This is a genomic window from Nguyenibacter sp. L1 (assembly GCF_035199985.1).
In the GTDB taxonomy this organism is placed as follows: domain Bacteria; phylum Pseudomonadota; class Alphaproteobacteria; order Acetobacterales; family Acetobacteraceae; genus Gluconacetobacter; species Gluconacetobacter vanlangensis.
This window is the reverse complement of the sequence record NZ_CP127015.1, coordinates 2,614,279-2,631,557: the sequence shown is the minus strand read 5'-3', so window position 1 is coordinate 2,631,557 and position 17,279 is coordinate 2,614,279. Positions and strand designations below refer to the sequence as shown.

At 69.3% G+C, this 17,279-nt stretch carries 16 protein-coding genes; 3 read left to right on the top strand and 13 right to left on the bottom strand.

Features of this window, described 5'->3' with window-relative positions; translation table 11 throughout:
• Positions 1 to 105: 105 nt before the first annotated feature.
• From QN315_RS11915 to QN315_RS11895, 5 genes are all read right to left on the bottom strand, one after another.
• The gene (locus tag QN315_RS11915; RefSeq protein ID WP_323989477.1) at positions 106 to 1,287 is read right to left on the bottom strand and encodes an ATP-binding cassette domain-containing protein; all 1,182 of its coding nucleotides are present in this window, start codon (positions 1,285 to 1,287) and stop codon (positions 106 to 108) included.
• Positions 1,284 to 2,150 (bottom strand): choline ABC transporter permease subunit, encoded by an 867-nt coding sequence (choW, locus tag QN315_RS11910; protein ID WP_246285405.1) that lies wholly within the window; start codon positions 2,148 to 2,150, stop codon positions 1,284 to 1,286. The genes QN315_RS11915 and choW overlap by 4 nt, the downstream gene beginning before the upstream one ends.
• Before the next feature lie 66 nt (positions 2,151 to 2,216).
• The gene (locus QN315_RS11905) at positions 2,217 to 2,630 is read right to left on the bottom strand and encodes a ketosteroid isomerase-related protein (RefSeq protein ID WP_323989476.1); all 414 of its coding nucleotides are present in this window, start codon (positions 2,628 to 2,630) and stop codon (positions 2,217 to 2,219) included.
• A gap of 21 nt (positions 2,631 to 2,651) precedes the next feature.
• Positions 2,652 to 3,527, bottom strand: coding sequence for a carbon-nitrogen hydrolase family protein (locus QN315_RS11900; protein ID WP_323989475.1), 876 nt, complete (start codon positions 3,525 to 3,527; stop codon positions 2,652 to 2,654).
• Positions 3,524 to 4,162, bottom strand: coding sequence for a GNAT family N-acetyltransferase (locus QN315_RS11895; RefSeq protein WP_323989473.1), 639 nt, complete (start codon positions 4,160 to 4,162; stop codon positions 3,524 to 3,526). Before QN315_RS11895 ends, QN315_RS11900 begins: the two co-directional genes overlap by 4 nt.
• A 300-nt stretch (positions 4,163 to 4,462) precedes the next feature.
• Here QN315_RS11895 and QN315_RS11890 point away from each other — a divergent pair, with 300 nt between their 5' ends.
• The 3 genes from QN315_RS11890 (at position 4,463) to purU (ending at position 7,485) form a co-directional block, all read left to right on the top strand.
• Positions 4,463 to 5,434 (top strand): glycine betaine ABC transporter substrate-binding protein, encoded by a 972-nt coding sequence (locus QN315_RS11890; protein WP_323989472.1) that lies wholly within the window; start codon positions 4,463 to 4,465, stop codon positions 5,432 to 5,434.
• A gap of 108 nt (positions 5,435 to 5,542) precedes the next feature.
• Positions 5,543 to 6,619, top strand: a complete 1,077-nt coding sequence (locus QN315_RS11885; RefSeq protein WP_323989471.1) for a GlxA family transcriptional regulator — start codon at positions 5,543 to 5,545, stop codon at positions 6,617 to 6,619.
• Between the two features lie 14 nt (positions 6,620 to 6,633).
• Positions 6,634 to 7,485 carry a formyltetrahydrofolate deformylase gene (gene purU, locus QN315_RS11880; protein ID WP_323989470.1) on the top strand — a complete coding sequence of 284 codons (852 nt, stop codon included), beginning with the start codon at positions 6,634 to 6,636 and terminating at the stop codon, positions 7,483 to 7,485.
• A 54-nt stretch (positions 7,486 to 7,539) separates the two neighbouring features.
• Here purU and QN315_RS11875 read toward each other — a convergent pair whose 3' ends face one another.
• From QN315_RS11875 to QN315_RS11840, 8 genes are read right to left on the bottom strand one after another with little or no spacing between them, the layout of a single operon-like run.
• Positions 7,540 to 8,034, bottom strand: a complete 495-nt coding sequence (locus QN315_RS11875) for a prolyl-tRNA synthetase associated domain-containing protein (protein WP_323989469.1) — start codon at positions 8,032 to 8,034, stop codon at positions 7,540 to 7,542.
• Entirely contained in the window at positions 8,027 to 8,794 is a 768-nt protein-coding gene (locus QN315_RS11870) for an electron transfer flavoprotein subunit beta (protein ID WP_323989468.1), read from the bottom strand. The genes QN315_RS11875 and QN315_RS11870 overlap by 8 nt, the downstream gene beginning before the upstream one ends.
• Positions 8,791 to 9,870 (bottom strand): electron transfer flavoprotein subunit alpha/FixB family protein, encoded by a 1,080-nt coding sequence (locus QN315_RS11865; protein WP_323989467.1) that lies wholly within the window; start codon positions 9,868 to 9,870, stop codon positions 8,791 to 8,793. Before QN315_RS11865 ends, QN315_RS11870 begins: the two co-directional genes overlap by 4 nt.
• A 26-nt stretch (positions 9,871 to 9,896) precedes the next feature.
• Complete coding sequence (locus QN315_RS11860; RefSeq protein ID WP_323989465.1) at positions 9,897 to 11,810, bottom strand: DUF3483 domain-containing protein; 1,914 nt, start codon at positions 11,808 to 11,810, stop codon at positions 9,897 to 9,899.
• Positions 11,811 to 11,814: 4 nt separating this feature from the next.
• Positions 11,815 to 13,863, bottom strand: a complete 2,049-nt coding sequence (locus QN315_RS11855; RefSeq protein WP_323989463.1) for an NADH:flavin oxidoreductase — start codon at positions 13,861 to 13,863, stop codon at positions 11,815 to 11,817.
• 16 nt (positions 13,864 to 13,879) lie between these two features.
• Positions 13,880 to 14,845: a GlxA family transcriptional regulator gene (locus tag QN315_RS11850; RefSeq protein WP_323989462.1), complete on the bottom strand. Its 966-nt coding sequence runs from the start codon at positions 14,843 to 14,845 to the stop codon at positions 13,880 to 13,882.
• Between the two features lie 3 nt (positions 14,846 to 14,848).
• Positions 14,849 to 15,931, bottom strand: coding sequence for a hybrid-cluster NAD(P)-dependent oxidoreductase (locus QN315_RS11845; RefSeq protein WP_323989461.1), 1,083 nt, complete (start codon positions 15,929 to 15,931; stop codon positions 14,849 to 14,851).
• Positions 15,932 to 15,953: 22 nt separating this feature from the next.
• Positions 15,954 to 17,210 (bottom strand): SRPBCC family protein, encoded by a 1,257-nt coding sequence (locus QN315_RS11840; RefSeq protein ID WP_176640190.1) that lies wholly within the window; start codon positions 17,208 to 17,210, stop codon positions 15,954 to 15,956.
• Between the last annotated feature and the right edge of the window lie 69 nt (positions 17,211 to 17,279).

Sequence of the window (17,279 nt, the reverse complement as noted above, 5' to 3'; positions counted from 1 at the left end):
CTTCGGAGTACTGCCAAGCCCCCGGCGCGAGCCGGGGGTTTTTGTTTCGGATATGGATCGCCTGCCCCGTGGGACGGGCGACACGTCAGGATCGGGACAGCGGGATCACGGTTCTGAACGGCGCTCTCCGGACAAGGCCTGGAGAATATCGGCGTCGTCGCACAATCCGATCAATTGGCCGTCCTCCTCTACCAGGACGGGAAAACCGCTGCGCTGCCGCAGGGCGATGATCTCGCCGAGGCTCATTTGCGCCGATACGACGCAGAGCGATCCGTGCTGCCAGTCCTTGGACGCCTTGAGCGGCATGTCCTGGCCGGCGACGTGTGCCGTCATCGTGTTCGGGGCGATTGCGATAGTGCCCCCGTCCAGCATCCCGTCCGGCCGCAGGGGCAGATCCGGAAAGCGTCGCATGACTGTCGACGCCAAAATGGTCGGCAGCGGATTCATGTGGCGGATGAATTCCGCCACATAGTCGTTGACCGGACGCAGGGCGATGTCGTTGGGCGTTCCAGTCTGAATGATGCGCCCCTCGCGCATGATCGTAATGCGGCTGCCGATCTTCAGCGCCTCGTCGATATCGTGGCTGACGAACAGGATCGTCTTCTTCAGCCGTTTCTGCAAATCCATCAGCTCGTCCTGCAATTTCCGGCGGATGAGCGGGTCGAGCGCGGAAAACGGCTCATCCATCAGCAGGATATCGGCATCCGTGGCAAAGGCGCGGGCCAGGCCCACACGTTGCTGCATGCCGCCCGACAATTCGTGGACCTGGGCATCGGCCCAGTTCGACAGGCCGACCAGCGCCAGCTTTTCCTCGACGATCTCTCGCCGGATCGACGGGGCCAGGCCGCGCAGTTCCAGTCCGAACCCCACATTGTCGCGCACGCTGCGCCAGGGCAGCAAGCCGAACTGCTGGAATACCATGGCGATGCGCGTCTTGCGCAGTTCGCGCAGCGTGTCGGCGTCGCAACGCGCGATATCGAGCCAGGCCGAGCCGTTGCCGATGCGGACCTCGCCGCGCACGGGCCGGTTCAAGCGATTGGCCGCGCGCAGCAGGGTGGATTTACCCGACCCCGACAGCCCCATCAGCACGCTGATTTCGCCCCGCGCCACCGCGAGGTTGGCGCCCGCCACGCCCACCGTCACCTTCAGGGCGCGGCCGATTTCCTCGCGCGTTTCGCCGGCGTCCAGCCGTGCCAGCGCCGCCTCGATCGCGCCGCGCCGGCCGCTGCGGTCGAACAGGATATCGATGTTGCGGAATTCCAGCGCCGCATTCGCCGTCTCGCTCATGATGCGGAATCCTTCGCGCGGCAAAGGCGATCGAGCATGATGGCGAGGAGCACGATGACGAAACCGGATTCGAAGCCGACATCGACCTGCACGGTATTCAGCGCACGCACCACCGGTACACCCAGTCCCCCTGCCCCGACCAGTGCCGCGATCACGACCATGGACAGGCTGAGCATGATGCATTGCGTCAGTCCGGCCTGGATCATCGGCAGGGCGGCGGGCAGCTCGATCTTCCATAGAATCTGCCGCTCGGTGGCCCCGAACGCCTCGCCGGCCTCGATCAACGCGCGCGGCACGCGCGCGATGCCCATCTGCGTCATGCGGATCGGCGCGGGCAAGGCGAAGATGATGGTCGAGATCATGCCCGGTACGGTGCCCAGGCCGAACAGGATCAGCGTCGGGATCAGATAGACGAATGTCGGCAATGTCTGCATCAGGTCGAGGATCGGGTGCAGCACCCGCGCCAGCCGGGGATGATGGGCGCCGGCCACCCCCAGCGGCACGCCGATCGCCATGCAGCACAGGGTCGAGAACAGGATCAGCGACAGCGTCGCCATCGTCTCGTTCCAGTATCCCTGGTTGATGATGAACAGCAGCCCCAGCGCGATCAGCGCCACCAATGCCCACGACCGACGCAGGAACCACGCCCCGGCGACCGCCGCCGCGACCAGCAGCAAAGGCGGCATATCCAGCAGCAGCGTGGTCAGGCCGTCCGCGCAGGCGCCGACCACGTCGCTGATCGCGTCGAAGACGCCCAGCCCATAATGCCGGATGACGTCGATCACCGCCGCCATCGCGGTGCCGACGGGAATCTTGTGTTCCGTAATCCATCGTTCCGGTGCGATCATCCGTGTGGCCTTCATTCAGCGGCGTTCAACGCCGTTCCGTCCAAGTGTCGCTCGTTGCAGAAACCCCGTGCCTGTCCCGCGCTATTTCCCCGTAACCTGGCGCGTCCATTCCGGCAGGTTGTAGAAATTCGAGATCCGGGCGACCTTGCCGTCCCGCAGGGTGAAGAACGCCCCCGCCGGCAGCACGTAGCCCTGGCCGTGCGCTTCGGGCAGGCCGTCGTCGGTGCTGAGATACGTACCGTGGACGACGAATTCCGCGGCCGCGCGGCTGCCGTCTTCATTGACCATGACCACCACGTCGCGGATGTCCTCGCGGTAGCAGCTATCCATGCGGTGCAGGAAGGCGCGGAACGGCGCCACCCCGCTCTCGCTGCCGCCCTGGTTGATGTCGTGCACGACATCGTCGGTGAGCAGGGCCAGGAAGGCCTCCCGGTCGCCGGAATTGAAGGTGCGGTAATAGGTTTCGATCAGCGTTCGCGCGGTTTCGACGGACATGGCGGGCTCCGATGCGGGGTTTCAGACAAAGGAATGGATGGCGGCGGGCGGCACATGGACCGGCCAGTCGCGGCAGTTGCGCACCGCCCCGTCCCGCCGTACCGCGTCCAGGGCGGCGGGGTCGAGCGTGGCGAAGGCCCAGGACGCGGTATTCATCGCGCCCTGCGCGATGATGCCGTCGGGCGGGAAGCCCCGGTCCATCGGACCGTAGATCGCGGCGCGGCCGCAATTCGCGTCGAGGGTCTGGAGCCACGGCGCGTCGCCGACCGTCGGCGCCAGCGCGACGAAGCACTGGTTTTCCAGGGCCCGCGCCTGGGCCGACACGCGGACGCGGTTGAACCCGTGCATCGTATCGGTGCAGGTCGGCACCAGGATCAGCCATGCCCCGGCCTCGATCTGCGCGCGGGTCAGCATCGGGAATTCGGAATCGTAGCAGATCGCCGTGCCGATCAACCCCCAGGGGGTTTCGAACACCCCCGGCGGATCGCCGGCCCGCACGCCCCAGGCTTCGGTCTCGAAACGGGTCATGACATGCTTGTCCTGGAATGCCACCCGTCCGTCGGGCGCGATCAGCGGCGCCCGGTTGCGGACGAAACCGGGTTCGGGACGCGGCAGGGTGCCGGGCATCAGCCAGACACGGTGGCGTCTCGCCGTTGCGACCATGATGTCCAGAAGGGCATCGCTGTGCCGGCAGACCGCCCGCAATTCCGCCGTGGGATCGGGCTGGTCCGTCATCGCGGACGCGGCCTCCATGCAGGCATATTCCGGCAGCAGCAGCAGATCGGCCTGGCGCGCGCCTTCCGCGACGACGCGATCCAGATGCGCCGCGTAATCCTGCAGGGTGCGCGCCCGTTCCACGGACCACGCATAGGCCCCGAGACGCAAGGTCTGGCTCATCTGTCCTCCAGAAGCTGTTCGGGCAGCGGCACCGCGCCCAGGGCCCGGCCCCAGAAATCGAGGCGATGGGGGACCTCGTGCCCGGTCCCGACTTCCTTCCAGGGGTAGGTGCAGGACAGGCCGGGCAGCCGCGCATAGCCGCGCCGGGCCCAGAATCCGTCCAGCGGCACCCAGCCGGCGGGCCGGGCCGGGTGGTCCGGCGGACGGTGGACCGCGCAGAATACGGCGAAATCGGCACCGGCGGCGCGCGCCGCCTCCTCGCGCAGCGCGAAGAAGCGGACCCCGGCGCCCCGGCCGCGACAGGCGGGCAGCAGTACGGATTCGCCGAAATAGAAGAACCGCCGCAGATCCTGGCCCCTGACCTCGAACGGTGCGCGCATGGGGGCGGCTTCATCGGCCAGCAGCAGGCAGGTGGACGCGCCGACGATCCGCCCGCCATCGTCGCGCGCGACGATGGCCGCCGCATGGGGGCTGCGCAGATAAACCTCGAGATATCGCCGCTCATAGACCGGGTCGGTCCCGTCATAGAGATAGGGCCAGTCGCGGAATATGGCGATCCGGAGCCGGGCCAGGTCGTCGATGATTTCGGCCAGGCGCCCGGCGCGGCAGATTTCGAACGAAAGCGGGTTTATCAAACTCCAACTCTCCGCAGTGGCCGCACATCGCAGGGCGGGCATCGATCCGGACCTGGCGCGGAACGACATCCGCACGATCCGGCCCGTGGATTTGCCCGTAGATTTGTAGGACCGACGGGCAGGCGATGGAATACGCGGCATGTCGCGCGGCCCGCATAAAAGCGGTCCGGCCCCCTTGAAACGCTCCCTCATGTCGAAACCAAACTATTCCGCGACGCAAACATTCGGGTGAATGGCGAATGGGGACGGACATGATGTCCCTGCTGGCCTTCCGCCAGTCAGCGAGGGAGTTATAGCTGGATGCCCAGAAGCATCGTCGGCCGGGTCGCCGCTCTGTTCGCAGCGATCAATTTTCTTGCCATGCCTGCCATGGCGGCCGGGATGCCCGGCGATCCGGCGGCCTGCGTGCCCATCCGCCTGTCCAATGTGGGCTGGACGGATGCCGAGGCCGTGACGGCGGTCACCGCGACGCTGTTCGACGCGCTGGGCTATGCCCCCCAGACGCCGCTGTTGCCGCTGGTCATGACCTATGTGGCGATGCGCGACCGGCGGGTGGATGCGTTTCTGAGCAACTGGGAGCCCACCGGCAGCACACCGATCGCGCCGTTCCTGGCCGACGGCTCGGTGGAGCGGCTGGCGACCAACCTGTCGGGTGCGCACTACACGCTGGCCGTGCCCGACTATACGTGGAAGGCGGGCCTGCGCGACTATGGCGACATCGCAGCCTGGGGGGGACGCCTGGGCCATATGATCTTCGGCCTGGAAGCCGGCAATGACGGCAACGGGCTGGTGCTGGAGATGATCCGCCGGGACCAGTTCCATCTCGGCCGCTTCCGCCTGGTCGAAAGCAGCGAGCAGGGCATGCTCAGCCAGGTTGACCGCAGCATCCTGAGCCACCGGCCGATCCTGTTCCTGGCGTGGGAGCCGCATCCCATGAACCTGCGCTTCGCGATCCGCTACCTGACCGGCGGCGACAAGGTCTTCGGCCCCAATGGCGGGACGAGCGTCAATACCGTGATCCGCCGCGGCTACCGCACCGACTGCCCCAACGCGGCGCGGCTGCTGGCGCAGATCCGCTTCACGATCCCGGACGAGAACATGATGATGCTGGCGATCCAGCGCGACCACGTGCCGCCGCCGCTGGTCGCCCGACGCTGGCTGCGGACGCACCCCGACGCCTGGCATGGCTGGCTGGAGGGCGTCGCCACGCACGACGGCGCCCCGGCGCTGCCCGCCGTGCAGGCACGCCTGTCCCTGCCGGCCGGCGACTGACCGCCATGGCGGAATAAATGAAATTTATGTCGTATCCCGGACAGTTCACGACCGTGGCCGTCCCGTAGTCTCATTGCGGATGAGAAATCAAGTGCCGGGAGAGCGATCATGTCAGAAGGGGCATCGGGCGGCATCAGGCCGCGCCTGCGCGTCGGCTTCATCCTTGCCGATCATTTCACGTTGTCCGCCTTTTCCCTGTTCGTCGACCATCTGCGCCTTGCCGCCGACAAGGACGACCGCAGCCGCCCGATCCATTGCGCGTGGCAGGTGCTGTCGGCCTCGGTCCATCCGGTGCGTTCCAGTTGCGGCGTGGCGATCGCGCGCGACGCGCCGCTGGGCGATCCCCGGGCCTTCGACTATATCGTCGTGGTCGGCGGGCTGCTGCACGGACAGGAGCAGATCGACCATGTCACCACCGTCTGGCTGCGGCGGGCGGCGGAGATGGGCATTACCCTGATCGGCGTCTGTACCGGCACCTTCGCCCTGTGCCGCGCCGGGCTGATGAATGATCGCCGCGTCTGCGTGAGCTGGTATCATCGCCAGGATTTCCTGGAGGCGTTTCCCGCGCACGAGGCGGTCAGCGACCAGATGTTCGTCGATGACGGCGACCGCATCACGTGCTCGGGCGGGGGGGCGGCGGCCGACGTGGCGCTGCACCTGATCGAACGCAGCATCGGCCGCCCGGCCGGGCTGAAGGCCAGCCATATCCTGCTGATGGAACGCGCCGGCACGAGCGGCAGCCAGATCCGGCTGCAGCCGCAGCCCCCCACCCTGGCCTCGGCGACCCGGCTTGCCGACCCCCGGGTACGGCGCGCCATCCTGCATATGGAGCAGAACATGGCGCGGCCGCTGCCGATCGCGCAGCTCGCCGCCCGGCTGGGCATTTCCAGCCGGCAACTGGAACGCCTGTTCCAGAGCACGCTGGGCCGCAAGCCGCAGGATTTCTATCGCATGCTGCGGCTGCGCCACGCCCGCGCCCTGCTGGAAGCGGGCGAAATGAGCGTGACGGAGATCGCCATCGAAATGGGGTTTTCCGACTGCTCGCATTTCTCGCGCCATTTCAAGACGGCGTTCGGCATCAGCCCCAGCGCGTGCCACCGCACCGCCGCCCCCGACCTGGCCGCGCGCCGCGCCGCGCCCGACGTGCTGTCCCATGCCGGCATCCGGCTGTTCTCCGACCGATGAAGATGTCCTGACCCATGGCCCATGCCGACGCCCATGTCCTGATCGTTACCTGCGCCAGCCGGCCGGGCCTGGTCGCCGCCTGGTCGGGTTGCCTGTTCCAGGCCGGCGCGAACATCGTCGAAATCGACCAGCATGCCGACCTGGCGGAAGACCGGTTCTTCATGCGCATCGCCTTTACCGCCGCGGCGCCGCCCGACCGCGCCGGGCTGGCTGCGGTGGCCGCGCGGTTCGACGCGCACTGGCGGCTTTACCCGCCGCGCGGACGGCAGCGCGTGGTGATCATGGTCTCGAAATTCGACCATTGCCTGGCCGACCTGCTGTATCGCTGGCGGATCGGCGAACTGGCGATGGACCCGGTCGCCATCGTATCGAACCATCCGCGCGAAGCGACGCAGGCCGTCGATACCGGCGACATCCCGTTCCATCACCTGCCGGTCACCCGCGAGACCAAACCCGCGCAGGAGGCGCGTCTGCGCGCGCTGATCGGGGAAACCGGCGCGGAGCTGGTCATTCTCGCACGCTATATGCAGGTGCTGTCGGACGACATGTCCGGCTGGCTGGCGGGACGGTGCATCAACATCCACCATTCCTTCCTGCCGGGGTTCAAGGGCGCGCGCCCGTATCACCAGGCGCACGCAAGGGGCGTGAAACTGATCGGGGCGACCGCCCATTACGTCACGGGCGACCTCGACGAGGGCCCGATCATCGAGCAGGATGTCGAGCGCATTTCCCATGCAGATACGCCCGACGACCTGATCCGCAAGGGCCGGGACGTGGAGCGCCGCGTCCTGTCGCGCGCGGTGAATTACCATCTTCAGCATCGCGTCATTCTCGACGGGCACCGGACCGTCGTTTTCCCCGACTGACAGGGCGCCGCTGACCGCCGGGACGCGAAGGGTCGCGCGTTTCCGACGGTGGCCTTACCCAACGGCGCCCTTGAGGGAAAAGACGATCGGTTCGACGCCGAGAGCGGCCAGGATCCGCTTGAATTCGCCTTGCGGGATCACCCAGGTTTCGGCGTTGTCCAGCGGATGACAGGTGATGGCGTCGGCCTCGATCAGCGAGGATTCGAGGGCGAAGCGGACCTGGCGCCGCGTGTCGGCGATCAGGCTGAGCGGCCCCAGCGCGCCCGGCTCGGTGCCCAGAACCGTGCGCATCAGGTCGGGACTTGCGAAGGAGAGCCGCTTGCTGCCGATCAGGGCCGGCAGCGCCTTCATGTCCAGCCGGCAATCCGCCGGCACGGTGACCAGCACCAGCACGCCTTTGGCATCCTTGAGGAAGGCGTTTTTGGTATGGGCGCCGTCCAGCCCCGCGTAGTGCAGATGCGCCTCCTCCACCGTGCGGACGGGCGGGTGGCGCACGCTTTTCGGCCGGAAGGCCAGGCGGTCCAGCAGAGCATGCAAATCGTCACGCATCGGCGGATGGCCCGCGCGGCGATTTGAGTACGCCCAGCGCCCGGAGGTGGTCCAGCAGCGCGTGCGCGGCTTCGGCGATGTCCGGGTGGTCCAGCACCGTTCCCGTGCCGGCCGGCGCGGCCGCGCCGATGAGGCGCGGCCGGGCGCGATAGGGGCGTTCGGTCCCCTCCGGCGCGGCTTCCGGTGCAGTCGAGGCGGGGGCGGTCGAAGCAGGGGCGGGTACGGCCCGCAGTTCGGCGCGGCGCGCGCGGTCGAAGACGAAGGGGGGCGCCGGGGCGGCATCATGGGCGCACAGGATGCAGGGCAGGCGGATCCGGGCCTGGCGCCGCGCGCCCTGCGGCAGGCCGATCGTGACCGGCAGCCAGCCTTCGGCCGCCGCGCCGACCGCGATCACGCCGGAGAGCAGCGGCCAGCCGAGTCGTTCGGCCAGCAGATAGGGCAGCATGCCGCTATCCTCGCCGCCGCATGCCTGCCGGCCGGCCAGCACCAGGCCCGGCGGGTCGGCGGCCAGATGCGCGGCCAGCGCTTCGACCGCGTCGCCCCCGCCACCGAGGCAGTCCACATGGTCCAGCCCGTACCCTGCCGCCCGCCGCAGGGCCGGCGACGGGGGGCCCGCGTGCAGGCCGCCGGTCGAGTCCCCGCCGGTCGGGCCACCGACCGACAGCGCCAGCCCGATCGCCGCGATCTCGCCCGGCGGGGGGGCCGGACGGCCGGATACCGGATCGATTCCGTTCGAAAGAAGGACGATGCGCCGCATCATGCCCCGCCCCCCTGCAAAAGGGCCAGCAGGGCCGGCATCACCGCCTGCGCGTCGGCGATGATCGACAGCCCGGCACGCGCGACGATCGCGGCATGCAGGTCGGTATTCACCGCCACCACGTGCTCGACCTTGCCCAGCCCCTGCAGATGCTGCGGCGCGCCGGCGATGCCGAAGGCCAGGTAGCAGCGCGCGTCCAGCACCGTACCGGAGGCGCCGACCTGTGCCGCGCGCGGCATCGATCCGGCATCGCAGACCACGCGGCTGGCCCCCTCGGTCGCGCCAAGCGCGTGGGCTAGCGCGTGAAATGTCTCGAAATCCGTGACGCCCTGCCCTGCCGACACGACAAACGGCGCCTCGGACAACGGGATTGCGCCCGCCGGCGCGGGCACGATCGGCCCGAACACCAATCGTCCGGCCGGGTTCGAAGGCGGGATGGGTGCCTCCAATATCCGTCCTTCGCACGCGTGCACGGCATAGGGGGCCACCCGGTCGCACGGCAGGGTGATGATCCGGGCCACGGCCGCGACGCGCTCGGACCGGCCGCCCCGGCATGGCCGGACGCCCTGGCGGACGCTCAGCGCCTCGATGCCCGGCTGTATCGGCCAGCCGCTGCGCGCCGCGAGCCGGCGCGCGAGATCGCCGCCTGTCCGGTCTTCGGCAAAGATCACATGCCGTGGCGCGAAGGGGGCGACCAGTTCCAGCAACAGGAGCGGCGCGGCTTCGGGATCGTCCAGCGCGCCGATCGTCAGGATGCGGTCCGCTCCGGCCTCGCCCGCCTGTCGGGAGGCGATGTCGCCAAGGCCGATCAGAACGACCCCGCCATCGGTCCCGGCGAGCATCCGCGCAGCCCCGAGAAGCTGGCGGCCCCAGCGATCCAGGCCGCCATCGACGGCCTGGATGACGACGGCGACCCAGAAAGCCGGTGCCTCGATACGCCGGACGGGCGCCTCGCGCGGCCGGCGCGACACGGCCATGCCCGCGACGTTCCCATCATGGACCAGGCGCGGCCGGTCGCCGCCGGGCACGAGGCGCCGCGACCGTTCGGCGCGCGGGTCCCGCCTGATCCGCCCGGTCATGGTACCACCGGTCTTGGCACCACCAGTCATGGCACCACCGCCGCGAGCACGAGTTCCGCCACGTCCTTCACCTCGGGGCGCGGCCCGGTCACGCCTTCGAGCATCGCCGTGCATCCGGGACACGCCACCGCGACGACGGACGCCCCGCCCTGCCGCATCTGCTCCATCCGGAGGTCGGGAATACGGGTGGCCGCGTCGACGTCGCTTGCCGGGCTTCCGCCGCCGCCGCCGCAGCACATGGCGCGCATGCCGTGGCGTTCGACCTCCACGCGGGTGTGGCAGGCCGCGTCGAGCAGGCGGCGGGGGGCGTCGATCACGCCGTTATAGCGCCCCAGATAGCAGGGATCGTGATAGGCGACGGCGGGCCCGTCACGCCGCGCGAGGGTGAGCCGCCCGTCCTGCACCAGCGCGTCCAGCAAGGTCGTATGGTGCTCGACGGTCCATGTGCCGCCCAGGGCGGGATATTCGTTTTTCAGGACGTGATAGGCATGCGGGTCCGCGGTGACGATCTTGGTGAAGCGGCGCGTTCCGAGCGTTTCGATCACCTCGCGCGCGAGGGCCTGGAACGTCGCCTCGTCGCCCAGGCGCCGGGCGACGTCGCCGCAATCGACTTCGTCCGCGCCCAGGGTGGCGAACCGGAGACCCGCCTTGCGCATGAGCGTCACCAGGGCCCGCAACGATCGGCCGTACCGCAGATCGTACGCGCCCTCGCCCAGCCAGAGCAGGATGTCGGTCTCCTCGCCCGGCGCCAGGACCGGGACGCCGAGGGCCGCGATCCCGTCCGTCCGCGCGTCCAGCGCGCGGCCGCCCGGCTCGGCCCGGTCCCGCGACGCGCGCAGCACCTGCCCGGCGCCCGCGGGCACGGCGCCCTTCATGAGCGTCTGACCACGCCGCAGCGCGATGACCGCGTCCACGTGCTCGATCAGCATCGGACATTCCTCGACGCAGGCGCGGCAGGTGGTACACGCCCACAGCGTATCGGGGGCCAGCACGGTTCCGACGATCTCGGTCCCCATGCCGCCACCGCCGGGCATGGCCGGCGCATGGGGCGACGGGCTGCCGAAATATGGGGCGGGCTTCGCGCGCATCGCGCCGGAGAGGCCCTGTATCAGTGCCTTCGGATTCAGGCGCTGGCCCGCCGCGAAGGCCGGGCAGGCTTCCTCGCAACGCCCGCATTGCACGCAGGCATCGAAGCTCGCCAGTTCCGGACCCGTGAAATCGCCCGGGGTCAGCACGCCCAGCCGCTCATGCACAAGGTCGAGCGGCCATAGCGCCGTATCGAGCGGGCGCGGCACGCCCGGGCGGGTGAAACGGCCCGGGCGCGTGTGCCCGGCGAGCCAGGCCACGCCCGCCAGCCCATGACGCATGGGCCCACGCCCGACGGCGACGAGCAGCGCGACGGCCCCGGCCAGGGCGATGGCCAGGGCGATGACCAAGGCGGCGGCCAGGGCGGCGGCAAGCCCGCCGGCAATCGCCGCGGACGCTGCGCGGTTCGCGAGACAGGCCGCGACGAGCGCATTTCCGGCGCACCACGCGATCAGGGCCGCGGGGAGCCAGAGGAACGGGCCACCCGAAAGCTGCGATGGCGTGCGCGGCCGCCGCCGGGCGCGATCGATCAGGGCGCCCCACGCGCCCAGCGCGAAGAGAACGATCGCGACGATCCGGAATACGCCCCAGACCCCCGGCAGCGTCCCCAGCAGCAACGCCAGCGCGCCGCCCAGCGCGCCGCCGGCGGCCAATGCGTGCATGCGGGCATGCCGCGGGCGCCGGGCGACGACGTGATGGACGTCCACGAGATAACGGCGCGGCACCGACGCCAGGCCGGCCAGCCAGGACCGGCCGGCGGGGCGCCCCTTCAGCCAGCGCGCCAGCAGGACCATCCAGACGAGGGCGACAGCGCCCGCGGCACATCCCATTTCCGCAAGGACCAGCCAGCGCATGGTGTCAGAGATCCTTGCACAGCCGCAGCGCGTCATAGAGCGCGGCATGAATGTTGCGCGCCGCCACCGCGTCGCCGATGCGGAACAGCGCGTAGTCGCCGGCCCCGAGCCGCGCCATCACCGGCTGGGGCCGTCCGGCGACCAGCGCATGCGCGTCGGTCTGGCCGGCATTGGCCGAGCCCGCCTTCAGCGCCGCATAGAGCGTGGTGTCGGGCGCGCCGCCGCGATCGACCACGATGTGGTCGACCACCCGTTCTTCTTCCGCGCCGGTCATGGTGTTGCGCAGCACGGCGACCAGGCGGTTGCCCTCGCGCCAGGTCTCGGTCAGTTCCATGTTCGGCGTCGTCACCACGCCCAGCTTGTAGAATTCGCGCAGATGCACCGGCTGGTTGGTGGTCCCGACTTCCTGCGCCACCAGCCGGTCGTGGGTCGCCAGCTCGACCAGGCAGCCGCGCGTGGCCAGCAATTCGGCCACCGAGGCGGCGTTGTGCTGCCCCATCTCGTCGAACAGCAGCACGCTGCCCGCGGGCGCGGCGCGGCCGGCCAGGACGTCGCGCGTCGTATGGTGCAGGTCGCTGCCCGGATCGTCGCCCAGGATCGCCTCGCCCCCTGTCGCCACGATCACCACGTCCGGCGCGCAGAGCAGGATATCGGCCGCCGTCGCCTCCACCCCCAGGCGCAGATCGACGTCCAGCTTGCGCACCTGCCCGTCCAGCCAGCGCACGATGCCCGACAGGGCCTCGCGCCATGTCGCGCGGGCGGCGAGGTTGACCTGTCCGCCGGTGCGCGCGTCGCGTTCGAACAGCGTCACCGTATGGCCGCGCAGGGCGCAGACCCGCGCCGCCTCGAGCCCCGCCACCCCGGCCCCGACGACGACGACGCGCCGCGCGGTTTCGGCGGGCGCGATCTCGTGCGGCATCGTCGCCTCGCGCCCCGTCGCCGCGTTCTGCAGGCACAGTGCGTCGCCGCCGACATAGATCCGGTCGATGCAGTAGCCCGCCCCCACGCATTGCCGGATATCGTCCGCGCGCCCGTCGGCCAGTTTGCGGACCAGATGCGGGTCGGCGATGTGCGCGCGGGTCATCGCCACCATGTCGACATGCCCCTCTGCCACCGCGCGCGCCGCCGTCGCCAGATCGGTGATGCGCTGGGCGTGGAAGACCGGGATATCGACCGCCCGCTTGATCGCGCTGGCCAGGCCGAGAAAGGGCGCGACCGGAAAGGCCATGTTGGGCAGGGACACCGCGTGCGCCATCTCGTCGCGCGCCTGGCCGCCGATGACGTTGACGAAATCGATCAGCCCCCGGCGCGCATAGTCTTCGGCGATGGCGATGCAGTCGTCCTGCGTCAGGCCGCTTTGGAGCAATTCGTCGCCCGACATGCGCATGCCGATGACGTAATCGTCGCCGGTCGCCTCGCGGATCGCGGTCAGCGTCTCGATGCCGAAGCGCATCCGGTGTTCCAGGCTGCCGCCATAGGCATCGTGCCGGTGATTGACCGACGGGCTCCAGAACTGGTCCAGCAGGTGGCCATGCGCGCCGGAGATCTCCAGCCCGTCCAGCCCGCCTTCGCGGCAGCGGCGGGCGGCGGCGGCGAAGGCACGAACGACCCGCGCGATGTCCTCGGGCTCCATCTCCTTGGGGATCGACCGCGAGGCCGGCTCGCGCCGGACCGAGGGCGCGATCACCGGCAGCCAGGCATCGGTGTCCCAGCGGGTGCGGCGGCCCATATGGGTCAACTGGATCATCAGCCGGGCGCCGTGCGCGTGTACCCGGTCGGCGAACTGGCGGAAATACGGGATCACGCTGTCGTCGGAGACCGCGATCTGGCTCCACGGCGTGGCCGGGCTGTCCAGTTCGACGGACGACGATCCGCCGAACATGGTCAGGCCGATACCGCCCTTGGCCTTTTCGGCATGATAGAGCTGGTAGCGTTCCTGCGGCTTGCCGTCGACGCCGTAGCCGGGGGCGTGGCTGGTGCTCATCACCCGGTTGCGGATGACCAGCGACTTGATGCGCAACGGCTTCAGCAGGGCATCGGCATGGGGGATCATGGGCGTTGGCGTTCCTTTAACGTGCCTGCCGCTGGCGTTCCTGGCGCGGGGCGTAGCCGAACCGGTTGCGGAAGGCGGTCGAAAAATGGGTCAGGGACATGAAGCCGCAGGCGATGCCGACATCGGTGACGGACATGCCGGTCTGGCGCAGCAGGCGCCGCGCGCGTTCCAGCCGCGTCGCGGCCAGGTAGGCGGCGGGCGTGGCGCCGGTATGCGTCCGGAACAGCCGTTCCAACTGGCGTTCCGAGAGGCCGGCGGCGTCGGCGATTTCGCCCACGCTCAGTTTCTGGTCGATGCGGCTTTCCATCAATTGCACGGCCCGGCCCAGTGACGGCGGCAGAGGATCCAGCGCGGCGAGGGGCTGGATCTCGCTGCCCGCCCGATCGCGTTCCAGCAGGAACTGAGTCGCGATTTCCCGTGCGCGCGCCGGGCCGACACGGGCGGCGACGATCCGCAGCATCATGTCCAGCGGCACCGCGCCGCCGGTGCAGGTGATGCGGTCGCGATCGATCACGAACATCTCGTCCACGATATCGATCTCGGGGAATTCCTCGCGGATCGCGCCCAGATTTTCCCAATGGATCGCACAGCGATAGCCGCGCAGCAGCCCGGCATCGGCCAGGGCGAAGGTACCGGTACACAATGCCCCGATCACGATCCGCTGCCGCGCCAGCCGGCGTAGCGCCACCCGCAATTCCTGGCTGGTGGCGGCACGGACATCGATCCCGCCGCAGACGAACAGCACATCCATTCCCTCGGCATCGCCCAGGGCCTCGGTCGGATGCAGCGACAGCCCGTTGCTGGCGGCGATCGGCGACCCGTCCAGGCTCAGCACCCGCCATGTGTACTCGTCCCGCTCGGCCACCCGATTGGCCATGCGCAGCGCCTCGATCGCGTTGCTGACGGCGATCAGCGAATAATTCCTCAGCGTCAGGAACCCGAAGCGGCGCAGGCTGGCGAGGTCGGCGGCGCGCGGAGCCATCGTCTAACGCTCGATCACGAGGTCGCTGGTGGGCCGGGCGCAGCAGATCAGGATCATGCCCTGATCGATCTCGCGCTGGCGGATGCCGCCATCGTGCTTCATTTCCACCGTGCCCGATACCAGCCTGCATTTGCAGGTTCCGCACATGCCCTTGGCGCAGGATGCCGGCAGGCGCATCCCCGCCGCCCGCGCGGCGGCGAGGACCGGCGTGTCGGTTCCACATTCGATCTCGCGCCGGCTGCGCGTGAAACTGACCTTGTGACGTGCCGCGTCCAGTGCCTCGATCTTCGCGGGGATTTCGGGATCCTGCGTCGCCAGCGTGCCGAAATCGAAACTTTCCTCGTGGAAGCGGGCCATGTCCAGGCCGGCCTGCTCGGCCAGGGCGCGCGCCGACGCGCGGTAGCCGTCCGGTCCGCAGACGAAGAGGCGGCGTTCGCGCAGGTCCGGCACCTCACGCGCCAGCAATGCCGCGTCGAGCCGACCCATCGCGCCCGGCCAGCGGTTCTGCGGCGTGTCGCGCTCGCAAATCGAGCGTACGCGCAGGGACGGCGCCTGCTCGGCCATCCAGGCCAGTTCGCGCGCGAAGATCAGGTCTTCGGGCGAGCGGGCGGAATGAAGGAAGATCGCGTCCGCATCGAAGCGCGTGTCGACCAGGTGCCGCGCCATCGACATGACCGGCGTGATCCCGCTGCCCGCCGAAAGGAAAAGATATTTCTCGGGCGCGGCGTCATGGGGCAGGTCCAGCGTGAAATCGCCCGTCGGGCCGAGCGCCGCGATTTCCATGCCCGGGCGCAGATGGTCGTGCAGCCAGTTCGAGACCGGGCCGCCGGGAACGCGCTTGACCGTGATCGCCAGCGAATCCGGGCGGCTCGGCGAGGAGGAGAGCGTGTAGCAACGATGGATTTCCACGCCGTCGATCATGACGGTGAACGTCATGAACTGACCGGGCCGGTAGCGGAACCGCCTGGGCTGGGCCGCCGTCAGGACGAAGGTCGCGACGTCATGGGTCTGCCGCCGCACGGCGCGGCAGACCAGCACGTCGTCGCTTTCGGGATCCCAGAAGGGGGGCAGGTCGATGTCGGTCATCCGTGTCCCGGCCTTTCGCCCGTCAACCCAGGTGCGCCTTGAGGCGCGCGAGGTACCATTCCATGAATTTCTCCACGAGTCCTTCGGTATGCGGCGAATAGGGGCCGGGGACATAGGCCGGATCGGCCACCCCGCGCTGCGTCATCTCCACCAGGTCGGCGTCCTGCCGGTTGGTGGCGTTCCAGACGCTGGTCAGGTTTTCCAGATCGTAATCCCGGCCCTCGACCGCGTCCTTATGGACCAGCCACTTGGTGCGTACCAGCGTACGCCCTTCGTCAAGCGGGATCACCGAAAAGGTCACGACATGGTCGCCCATGAAATGATGCCACGCATTGGGCTGGGTCCAGAAATGCAGGCCGCCCGCCGCCTTGTCGCGGAGCGTGCCCAGCGGCACGCGGCAGGCCGCCATCGTGTCCATCGTCTGGCTTTCGCCCGAGCCGTCGAGCGGCAGGCGTTCGGTGCGGAAGCCGGTGGGGCGGTCGTCCAGATGCTCGATCAGGCGCGAGGGCAGGCCCGCTGCCTCCCACCGGTCATGGGACGTCCGGCGCAGCGTCTCGTAGCGTTCGGCCTGCGCCAGGTCCTCGGCGCTCAGTTCCTCGGGCGCGAAGCCGAAGCCGTAGGCGAAGAGCGGAATCGTCAGTTCCGGGTGGTTGGGCATGCAATGGTAGCACTCGCGATTATTCTCCAGCACGAGCTTCCAGTTGCCGTATTCGATCAGGTCCGCCGTATGGGCGACGCGCGTGTTCTTGAGGTCGTGCGGCGCGAGATAGGGTTCCATCTGGCGCACGACGTCGTCGATGTCGTCCGGCGGGTCGTCGGAGAGGCAGACGAACAGCAGCCCCGCCATCGAACGCAGCGCGACGGGACGCAGGCCCAGGCATGCGCGGTCGAACCCGTCGCCCATGTGCTCGGCGAATTTCAGCGCGCCGTCCAGCCCGTAGGTCCAGGCATGATAGGGACAGACCAGGTTGCCGACGAGGGCCGGCCCCGGCGGCAGCAGGCGCGCGCCGCGATGGCGGCAGACATTGTGGAAGGCCCGGACCTGCGCGTCGTCGCCACGCACGATGATGACCGAGGATTTGCCGATATCGACGGCCAGGGCGTCTCCGGGTTCGGGCACCTCGCATTCCACGGCGACGTAGAGCCAGTGACGATTGAAGATCGCGTCCATGTCCGCCGCGAAGATTTCGGGCGACGTGTAGAACGCGCTCTCCAGCGCATGGCGCGGCCGGCGGCGGGCGACCAGGTCGCGGATGGCGGCGATGTCGTAGTTCGTCATGGCACAACGGTCTCCGATGGAGGGAGAGGCTTTTTCATGGAGCGGGGCCGGCCCGTTCGACCGTGCCGG

Excerpts from the sequence above, each read along its gene's own strand:
- QN315_RS11875 (WP_323989469.1), bottom strand. The coding sequence starts at position 8,034 with ATGCGTGACGATTTGCATGCTCTGCTGGACCGCCTGGCCTTCCGGCCG.
- QN315_RS11850 (WP_323989462.1), bottom strand. The coding sequence starts at position 14,845 with ATGGCTCCGCGCGCCGCCGACCTCGCCAGCCTGCGCCGCTTCGGGTTC.
- QN315_RS11840 (WP_176640190.1), bottom strand. The coding sequence starts at position 17,210 with ATGACGAACTACGACATCGCCGCCATCCGCGACCTGGTCGCCCGCCGC.
- QN315_RS11865 (WP_323989467.1), bottom strand. The coding sequence starts at position 9,870 with ATGACCGGGCGGATCAGGCGGGACCCGCGCGCCGAACGGTCGCGGCGC.
- QN315_RS11855 (WP_323989463.1), bottom strand. The coding sequence starts at position 13,863 with ATGATCCCCCATGCCGATGCCCTGCTGAAGCCGTTGCGCATCAAGTCG.
- QN315_RS11860 (WP_323989465.1), bottom strand. The coding sequence starts at position 11,810 with ATGCGCTGGCTGGTCCTTGCGGAAATGGGATGTGCCGCGGGCGCTGTC.
- choW (WP_246285405.1), bottom strand. The coding sequence starts at position 2,150 with ATGAAGGCCACACGGATGATCGCACCGGAACGATGGATTACGGAACAC.
- QN315_RS11890 (WP_323989472.1), top strand. The coding sequence starts at position 4,463 with ATGCCCAGAAGCATCGTCGGCCGGGTCGCCGCTCTGTTCGCAGCGATC.
- QN315_RS11915 (WP_323989477.1), bottom strand. The coding sequence starts at position 1,287 with ATGAGCGAGACGGCGAATGCGGCGCTGGAATTCCGCAACATCGATATC.
- QN315_RS11885 (WP_323989471.1), top strand. The coding sequence starts at position 5,543 with ATGTCAGAAGGGGCATCGGGCGGCATCAGGCCGCGCCTGCGCGTCGGC.
- QN315_RS11845 (WP_323989461.1), bottom strand. The coding sequence starts at position 15,931 with ATGACCGACATCGACCTGCCCCCCTTCTGGGATCCCGAAAGCGACGAC.
- QN315_RS11870 (WP_323989468.1), bottom strand. The coding sequence starts at position 8,794 with ATGATGCGGCGCATCGTCCTTCTTTCGAACGGAATCGATCCGGTATCC.
- QN315_RS11900 (WP_323989475.1), bottom strand. The coding sequence starts at position 3,527 with ATGAGCCAGACCTTGCGTCTCGGGGCCTATGCGTGGTCCGTGGAACGG.
- purU (WP_323989470.1), top strand. The coding sequence starts at position 6,634 with ATGGCCCATGCCGACGCCCATGTCCTGATCGTTACCTGCGCCAGCCGG.
- QN315_RS11905 (WP_323989476.1), bottom strand. The coding sequence starts at position 2,630 with ATGTCCGTCGAAACCGCGCGAACGCTGATCGAAACCTATTACCGCACC.